Below are 8,670 nucleotides of genomic sequence, written 5' to 3'. Positions count from 1 at the left end.
GACTCTCTCAAGAGTAGCATGGATCGGATCATAGACCGAGTGAGCGACATCGTTGATCTGGATAAGGGGACTGACCACAATTACACAGTAGAGATGTCAAAAGCACAAACAACTCGGGAAAATGCAATTGATGCAGTAGACGATTTGGATAAATTTATGACAGGTGAATACACACAAGCATTGGCTGAAGCCGAAAGTGTCTCCAAAAAATTATCAGCATTGATGGAAGCCACAAGTAATGGCAAAAGCGCTTCTCCTATGTATTTTGATAAAAAGGCTTTTCACTCGAATAAGTTATATAAAGAAGCAATCAAAACCGACAAACAAGCGACTACATATATTAATGCGAAAAAAGAGCAAGCAGAAGCCCGCAGAATTGCAGAGTTGCAAGAGAAGCTTGCAAACGTATCTGACCCTGATGAATATGTTAAAATGGCTAAAGAAATTGGTTATAACAACCTTTCACCAGAACAACAGGAGTATGTTAAATCCCTTGAAGAAGAAGATGTTAGTTTCTGGGAACATCCTATTGATTATGTATCAGAGAAGTTAGACGATTTTGATGATGGTGTTATAAATCTTATAGAAACAGGAGAGGAGAAACTAAAAGAAGTTTTAGCACCTGTAGATGAGGCAGGTAAAAAAATATCTAGGCTCTGCATACGACTATGCAAAAGGAATAACAGTGGCTAGATATGATTTTGTTAAGGAAACTCTTGAAGGTGTTGTAACACTAAATAAATTTGTAAGAAATTCTGCATTACATCCAGTTAGAACTGCAAACTCAATTATAGAATTCGACTATAAAAAAGCTTGGAATTCTGCTTGGGATGAAGTAAAAGAAAAATGGGATAAAAACTTTGTACATGGAGATTTGTATTCAAGGACACATTATGCTGAATATCTTAAATTAAATATCGTCACTACATTTATATCAGGTGGTGCCGGTGCAGCATCAAAGGGTGCATCAATTGCTTCGAAAGCTGGAAGATTTGCAAGCGCTGCGGGTAAATCAATAGTCAAACAAGGAATCAAAGGCGCTGGAAAAACGGCAATCAAACAAGGAATCAAAGGTGCTGGACACGTTGGAATAGTCGTAGGAAACAGAGTCGTTAAAGATCTCAAGGAAGTTGGAGAACTAATCAAAAAAGGACTCATAAAAATAGGAGACTTACCTAACCCAGTTGCACGGGAGATCCTCGTAACAGAAGGAATTCCTATACATGCGCTTACTTTACGGCAGTCTGGACATGAGATGATTCAGTTCATCAAGAAGTCGTTTGATCATTTTACAAGTCCTAAAGGTGGAAAAGCTCATGGTGGGGACGGCATTAAGAAGACTCCGAAAGGTGACCATGGTGGAGAACCTAAAGTTCCACATAAATCAAAACCGAAGTCACACGAATCAATTCAGAAGGTTGAGAAGAATAAAGAAGCAACCAAAAGCACTGGAAAAGTGACCGAAAAACACGAAGGCAAAAATGTTCAAAAAGGCAAGCATGGTGACGGAGATCCCAAAACTCCGCATCAACCAAAATCAAAATCACACGAGCCAGTTCACAAGGTTGATAAGCATCACGAGTCTACTAAAGGTGCTGAAAACGTTTCTGGTAAGCATCCTCATGAGTCTTCTAAGCCGAGGAAGCATGAATCTGGGAAAGATGTTGACAATGGGACTAAGGGTACTCGTAATCTTATTGGAAAAACTTTAAAAGATAGGGCTAACGTCGTAAGAACAAAATTATCTGATTCAATAACAGCATTCAAAAGTTCAGATGAATATTTAAATCTATCTAACACACAGAGGAAAAAAATAGATAGAAAAATAAAGTCACTTACTAAAGGTAATGTTGCTACAGCAGATGTTAATATACCAGGTATAAGAAATGAATTTACTGCTCATAGTCAAATTCATTCTGTGGATAATTTAGGAACGGATGTTATGGATTTTTCATATACACCGACAGATAGTGAGCGTATCTTCAAAAATTATGTAGTAGATCAGTTTCCGAGATATAATGATACAGAAGCGAAGATTCTTGAAGACATTGCATCTAAAATAAAAGACCCAAATATTAAAGGAGAAATTAATCTTTTCTCAGAGTTAGATACTTGTCAAAGTTGTACAAATATTATATTAGAATTCAGAGCAAAGTATCCTAATATAAAGTTAAATGTATTTTCAAATAATACAGTAACTCCATAGGAGTACAGAATTTAAGGGGAGGTTTGTGATATGAATAATAATGTTGATTATGAAAGCATCAAAGATTCCGTTGTATTTAGTTTTGAAGAATATGTAGAGGATGATGGTTTTACAGCACCTCAATCTGCAGCAAAAGTATTTGAAGAAGATTGGAGAGAGCTAAACTATAATATTTTCACAAAGACTGCATATTATATTTGTGTTGCAATAGAGTGTTTTAAATTAAAAGAAATACCTGATTTTATATATGAAAAATTAGATTATTATATTAAAAGTAACGAATTTAAAGTTGAAGCTAATACAGAAGATATAGATCAATTACTGCAAGATATAAATAAATGTAAACAATTAATGGGAAGTAAAGATTATAAGGTTATAGAATCAAGCTTTGGTGCAAAATCACGAATTGAATATATTCTTAGTTTGAAGCCATAAAAATGGGGGTAAAAGGTGATGTTGTGACAATTTTGTAAATTCATCACCTTTTACCTTATTAGTAATTAAAAACTCAACACCCAGCCTAAAATATGTTCATACAAACAACCTTGTCCAAGTAGCTCTCCCAACAATCCCATCCACAGCCAGACCATTCACCTTTTGAAAAGCTCTCACAGCCTTCTCAAGTCCATGACCAAAGATAGAATCCAGACCATTCACATCATATCCCTTACAGATCAACAACACTTGAAGAATCCAAGTGATATTTCCTTTTGCTCCCTTACGGACATTTACGACAGCCGCACGAGTTTTCGGTCCCCACTCCCCATCTACGACAAGACCGGCATGAAATTGCTTATTTAATTCGGTCTGGAAGTAATAAGAGTAGTATTACGACTTTGATAACCTTATACGTAATTAATATTAACTTATAGCGTTTATTAACGTACTCTGAATCGTTCTAACAATCGCACGACCACCACTGGAAGATGATTTCTTTGACGACTGCTTTTTAGTTGGTTTAGGAACCGCAGGTGTTGCGTTGTTTACTTTTGATACGAGGACTGGACGTTTACCAGCTTGTAATTGGCTCAAAGTTAAACCGCCCATCATTTCTAAATGTGGGTAATCTTTAAAGCTTTTCCAGTCCCCTCCCCACGCAAATCCTAAAGCCTTTGCAATTTGAGCGACTCTTTTCCACTTAGAATTGACCGTCCAGATCGCTGTTTTGCCATCTGAAGATATAGAACATAATCGACTGCTAAACCGTAATTGTGGTTAGACTGTCCGGCTTTAGCATTAGTCACAATCTTCCCTGATGCAGTACGTCCTTTCGCATACAGCTTATTTTGTTCCGCAAAAGAACGATAGCCAGATGTCATCTGCACATAAATGTTCTCTTTATATGCCCTTTTGACGACTTCGATTGCTGTTTCTTTCACTACGGGGTGAATACCAGACCCATATTTCGAATAGAACGATCGATCAATGTTTGTAAAGAAACTGCCATTGTAAAACACCTCTATTTTTTATTTTTGACAATTAAAAGAGACTGCCAACCGGTAGCCCTCTCATTTTGTTAATCCATTTTGTTTTAACACTTCTTTTTGTTTCTTCCCTTTCTCTGTGACATAGTTGTTTTTATACCATGCGACGATTGAAGTAATGATCGTAAACACTGTGGAACCCACCAAATACAAAGTATCTGCCAGTGTGTTTACTTGGTCCTCACTAATCGGCAATGCACCCTTTCCGAACATCATCAAAGTCTGGTTAATAAGTGCAATAAAAAGAAGCACCGTCCGAACGACTGTACCTTTATCAAAATTTTTCATTTTTCTTCACTCCTATTTTAGATTTTTTTCAATTTGATCCAACTTATCAATCACAACATCATATTTCTCACTGAATTTGGCTAGCACTTCATTTTGTGCATCAATCTGTGAATTAAGCTTGTTTTCCCTTTCTTTTGTTGTATTTAATACATAAAACAATATCCAACAAAAAAGAACCGCAAAGGGTCCTTGTGTCATTAAATATTGAGTTAAATCCATCTCCAAAGGCTTCACCTCCTTTAAGGCAAAATAAAAAAGCCCAATCGGCTCTTTTATAGTTCTGTTATTCTGTCTTGTTGCTAGGAGGCTTATTGGAATCGTAAGGTTCTCCAGTGATTTCTTCATATTGTTTCGGTGTAATCCTTCTGGCACCTACTCCATCATGAATTTGTTTCTTCGTCCACAGACCGTCTTTATAAAAGCCTTTCATATATGTGAACCAATCTGCCGTCTTTTCTGATCCTTCTATCGAGATCATATAGTATAGATGAGCAACCTGTTTCCTCAAAATCTCGGTTGCACTAGGTTCAGGCGGAGAAGGCTTCACGCTATCAATATACTCTTGTGTAGCCGATTCAACCCACACCACACCCTTCTCTAGCTGGTATTTAGGATCGTATAGCCCTTCAGGGATTAGCACTGTCGTACTATTAGGCGGTAATGTATCACCATTTATCTCAACATCATCTTCACCAGCATATTTAAAGTTTGCATCATAATAAAGAACGTGCATATTTTTCCCTCCCCTTACCATAACGGAATTCCGACATTAAAAGAGACTCTCGTAACACTTGCATTATCATTCGCCATGATGCCGTCATATCTCAGCTCCCCATCAGTGGTTAAAGAAAAACGAGCGATTCCGTAAGATCCAATTGTAGGTACAACAAAATCAACAAGCCTAGAGAGCTTAATTGTGAACTTTGCGACAATGGTTCCGATAGCCGGTAAGGAACTGAAAGAGCCACGTAACCATAAAACGTTATTATTGACGGAGAATTGTAACGGGAACGCTGAATCTTGCTTTGCCCCATTGATCAGTGTAGCCGCATTCCATTCCGGCGATAAGTCTGACGATGATAAAGACCGTTGCCACCCCTGCCAGCCTTCCGTTTGATCAATATAATTCGTATAAAGGTTGTTTTTCCAATCAAGCGCTATGACATACCCGTACGTACCTAGTCCCTTTTCATCCGTTCCGGTCATATGAAAAAGCCCTCTTGACGAGTGAGGACTCGGCGAGTTTTTGGCTTTCCCAGAACAATAAAAAGTTCCGAATCGTTTGCCGGACTGAACTATTTTCAAATAGAGATCATCCGTATCTCCTATGGATACCAACACGCCCCCAGTGTCATTAGATATTTTAGTTAATTGACCATCATTCCACTTCATTCGTTCCTCAGGCGTAATATGCCGAGTAGAATCTTCATTGTGTGTATCAAAATCAATCTTCGATGCTTGCTTCATATTTTCGACATTAGATAATCCAATCTGTTCTTTTGTAACTGCGTGTGGATTTTCCTTATTCGCTACATGCTGATCCGTATAATGTTTTGCGTTTGCTTCTGCCTTGTTTGCTTTTGCTTGCGCTCCGTCTTTTGTTTCAACGTTATTCAGTTCTGCAAACTTCTTTTGAAGTTCGTCTAATATGTTGTCTGCATGTGCTGCCTTTTCTTGAACAAGGGTTTTGAGCGTCTCAAAATCTTCGATATAATATTCTGCCATCGGGACAATATCCGCATCCACAAGAGCTTGATCAATCTTAAAAGAAAACTTGTGAATACTCATTTTCTGACCGTTATCATAATTGACATAAAGTTCAGCCTGCACTGTCCCAAAATGCTTCATTTGTTCCGAAGTCAAGACATAAAAAATAACGCCTGTAAGAGCGTCTCCGACTTCCGTATGAACATAAAAGTGACTACCGTCCGCGAACTTCATAAACAGTTTTCCGTGAGTCGCGTTTGATATGGGCAATGGTACACCGTCTTTCAATAGTTTAAAGGTTATTTTTGCCGTCCCAGTGTCTTGTGTACTGTATTGAATACTAGTTGATATATTGCGTTTGACTTGTGCGTTTACATCGAACTGAATGCCGGAGTCTTTATATATCATTTAACCACCTCCGTTATATTCCTGGATGAATAAAGACTTTTGCCACACCGTAACCCTGATCTTTATTAAAGTCTTTGCGGATTCGCATGACATAAAGACCTTTACCTTTATCCGATTTTGTACCTATTCCATCGTTAGGTACAATGAAATCACCGGTTTTTACTGTTTCATCAATTCTAACAAACACCTGACCGATTAAACCGACTACATGCCATTCATCGCGATCTTCTCTTGGTGTGTATTCAATCTTAGGATCATAATCTGGGTTTTCTTTCGGGATCTTATATTCACAGCCATCTTTAATCATTGTTTCATAGATCAAACCACCGAACTCGTTTCTAAGATATCGGTCATTCCAGTAAAACGCTGCACCACCCATGATAACGCCGGCAGTTTCAGAAATAACACCGAGAACTTTTTCACCTGTTTGCGCTTTTCGAATTTTATCGCCATCCAATGTCACCAGATAGCCAGATTCAATTTTGTTTCCGTCTTTAGATTCGAAGTATTCCGCAAGGTCCTTTAGGTCTGAAACGCTCTGGACGGCTCCCGTACCTCGTACCGATCCAGCCTCTGCATTCACTTCGACTCGTTTATTAGCCGTTGATGGCTCACTTCCGAACCCCCACACTGTGGTATAACTCTTGTCGTTTATGACATTGACAGAACCGAGAACCATAGCCGAAACTAAATCTTTGCCTTTCACATGGGAATTATTTGAACCCATGACAACAGACCGAGAGCCTTCTGTTGTGGAACCTCCCCGTGTTCCGATCAATACATTAGCGTCACCTTTAGCTTTGCCACCACCAGTAGAGCCGATAATTGCGCTAGTATCTGACAAAGGAGAACCAGAACTTGATGCAGCTCTAAAACCGCCCTTGATATTGTTTGGAACAAAGGGGTAACGTTCACCTGCGATCACAGCCGCATCAGTATATCCAACAGCACGCACCGAAACAATATTTGCTTGGTTGTTTGGCGCTGTTACACCGGCTATCCCACCTTTTGTATGTGTGATACCATTCATTAAATTAACGTAATATACCCCACCGCCTAAGCTAATACCGACTTTTGCCGAATCATGGATTGCAAAGTTTGAGATATGAACATCATCCGTTCGTTGATCGCCTCCGATCACATGAATATCTGTACCAGCTTTTGCGAAACCATGCATTTGTAATCCGTTAACATTAATCTTTCGACTCTTATATTGAAAAGCGATGATTGTTGTCCCTTTATAGTTATACGTAGGATCGCCAATCGCACGGAAGTTTGAAATCATGACATGTTGATAAGCTGAAACGACAAGCGCTCGTGGATCTAGTCCCACACATAGATCATTAAATACTGGTTCACGCGCTGTACAATTGACTAACGTAACATCTCGAGCTGTTTCGCTCCATGGTTCGTTTGCTAAGTGATGTCCAATGTGACGAAGATCAAACGCGCGAACATCTCGAAATGATTCACAACCTGTAATGTGGACGTTAGAAGGCGCCGGCCATTCCGGATGTGCTTTCACTTCAACACCACGAACATTCCCTGACGTATAACAATCAATAACCCAAACGTTTTTAGACCCGTCATCTACCTCGACACCGTTCGAATTTGCCTCTCCAACTGGATGGGCCTTTCCACTAGGATTGGTCATCACACATTGTGTGATAAAAACATACTCACTATAGTGCGTTGTTACTCCGTCATCTCCATACCCCGAACCGACGCATCGATCAAACCAGATATACCGGCATCCACTTTTTGTATAATCAACATCCGCAATATTATAGCTTGGTGCAGAGGCATCAAAACAATGTAACCCCGGATTAATGCCTTCTACTTCTCGCGCAATCCCGAATGTAACATTGGCAAAGGTAAGACAGCTCGAATGTATTCCACCGGTTGCACTTACACCGCCCTGGCGCTCCGAATTCCAATCAAGCGACATTCCTTCTACAACGATATTTCGGTTTCCCTTTACATGATCCGCGTTCGTGACCACCCACTCACTAGCTGGCGTATCTTCGTGCAGTTTCAGCGTAGTAACACCGATGCCTTGACCGACCATGTACGTCCAAGACGGAAGTTTGACGCCTTTTACAATATAGGTACCGGCTGATAGGTTCAGACGTACTTTACCGGTACCAATCGCTTTTTGAAATGCTTCTGTACTATCTTTTATACCGGTCGGATCAGCACCGAAATCGTCAACATTTACATTACGTTTGATTTTTTGTAGTAGCTTACCATACTCCGTATCTAATCGCTCTTTAAGCAAGGGAAATACCTCGCCATCAGCTGTAACTCTCGAATCGACTACCTCTTTAACGTTCGTCCCATCGGTATTTAATATTAAATTTCGTATTCTGTTCTTTAATCCTTCTAAAACCGAAGACACAGAAAAACCGCCGTGATCGACTTGTTTTGATGTATGGGCTGTTTTAGATAATTCATGACTTTTCAAATGATACTCGTGATCATTTAAGGTATTTTCAATACTTTGCATATCTGATTTTAATTGTGCTTGATGACGGGAGTTTCGCGTTTGATCATAATTTTTTATCAGCTGCACCATCT

The 8,670-nt window shown here is 39.3% G+C and carries 11 protein-coding genes; 3 read left to right on the top strand and 8 right to left on the bottom strand.

From position 1 onward, the window contains the following. From HOO54_RS23020 to HOO54_RS23010, 3 genes are all read left to right on the top strand, one after another. On the top strand, positions 1-693 hold a 693-nt coding region (locus tag HOO54_RS23020; protein ID WP_253907738.1), incomplete at its 5' end, for a T7SS effector LXG polymorphic toxin. Next, positions 629-2,206, top strand: coding sequence for a deaminase domain-containing protein (locus HOO54_RS24565; protein ID WP_253907737.1), 1,578 nt, complete (start codon positions 629-631; stop codon positions 2,204-2,206). The genes HOO54_RS23020 and HOO54_RS24565, both read left to right, overlap by 65 nt. 30 nt (positions 2,207-2,236) lie before the next feature. Continuing rightward, positions 2,237-2,641 (top strand): hypothetical protein, encoded by a 405-nt coding sequence (locus HOO54_RS23010; protein WP_172292222.1) that lies wholly within the window; start codon positions 2,237-2,239, stop codon positions 2,639-2,641. A 96-nt stretch (positions 2,642-2,737) separates the two neighbouring features. Here HOO54_RS23010 and HOO54_RS23005 read toward each other — a convergent pair whose 3' ends face one another. From HOO54_RS23005 to HOO54_RS22970, 8 genes are all read right to left on the bottom strand, one after another. Then, positions 2,738-2,890: a peptidoglycan-binding domain-containing protein gene (locus tag HOO54_RS23005; protein WP_309244897.1), complete on the bottom strand. Its 153-nt coding sequence runs from the start codon at positions 2,888-2,890 to the stop codon at positions 2,738-2,740. 177 nt (positions 2,891-3,067) lie between these two features. Continuing rightward, entirely contained in the window at positions 3,068-3,238 is a 171-nt protein-coding gene (locus HOO54_RS24560; protein ID WP_253907736.1) for a hypothetical protein, read from the bottom strand. 71 nt (positions 3,239-3,309) lie between these two features. Then, positions 3,310-3,585, bottom strand: coding sequence for a M15 family metallopeptidase (locus HOO54_RS24555; RefSeq protein WP_309244896.1), 276 nt, complete (start codon positions 3,583-3,585; stop codon positions 3,310-3,312). Between the two features lie 129 nt (positions 3,586-3,714). Next, complete coding sequence (locus HOO54_RS22995) at positions 3,715-3,978, bottom strand: phage holin (protein WP_172292220.1); 264 nt, start codon at positions 3,976-3,978, stop codon at positions 3,715-3,717. Between the two features lie 12 nt (positions 3,979-3,990). Then, complete coding sequence (locus HOO54_RS22990; RefSeq protein WP_172291990.1) at positions 3,991-4,203, bottom strand: BhlA/UviB family holin-like peptide; 213 nt, start codon at positions 4,201-4,203, stop codon at positions 3,991-3,993. A 58-nt stretch (positions 4,204-4,261) separates the two neighbouring features. Further along, positions 4,262-4,711 (bottom strand): XkdX family protein, encoded by a 450-nt coding sequence (locus HOO54_RS25290; protein WP_375335794.1) that lies wholly within the window; start codon positions 4,709-4,711, stop codon positions 4,262-4,264. A 14-nt stretch (positions 4,712-4,725) separates the two neighbouring features. Next, positions 4,726-6,093: a phage baseplate upper protein gene (locus HOO54_RS24550; RefSeq protein WP_253907590.1), complete on the bottom strand. Its 1,368-nt coding sequence runs from the start codon at positions 6,091-6,093 to the stop codon at positions 4,726-4,728. A 13-nt stretch (positions 6,094-6,106) separates the two neighbouring features. Then, positions 6,107-8,668 carry a peptidase G2 autoproteolytic cleavage domain-containing protein gene (locus tag HOO54_RS22970; RefSeq protein ID WP_172292218.1) on the bottom strand — a complete coding sequence of 854 codons (2,562 nt, stop codon included), beginning with the start codon at positions 8,666-8,668 and terminating at the stop codon, positions 6,107-6,109. Positions 8,669-8,670: the final 2 nt, after the last annotated feature.

The sequence above is a fragment of the Bacillus sp. WMMC1349 genome, from assembly GCF_013155385.1.
In the GTDB taxonomy this organism is placed as follows: Bacteria; Bacillota; Bacilli; order Bacillales; family Bacillaceae; genus Bacillus.
This window is presented reverse-complemented; position numbering and strand designations above follow the sequence as displayed.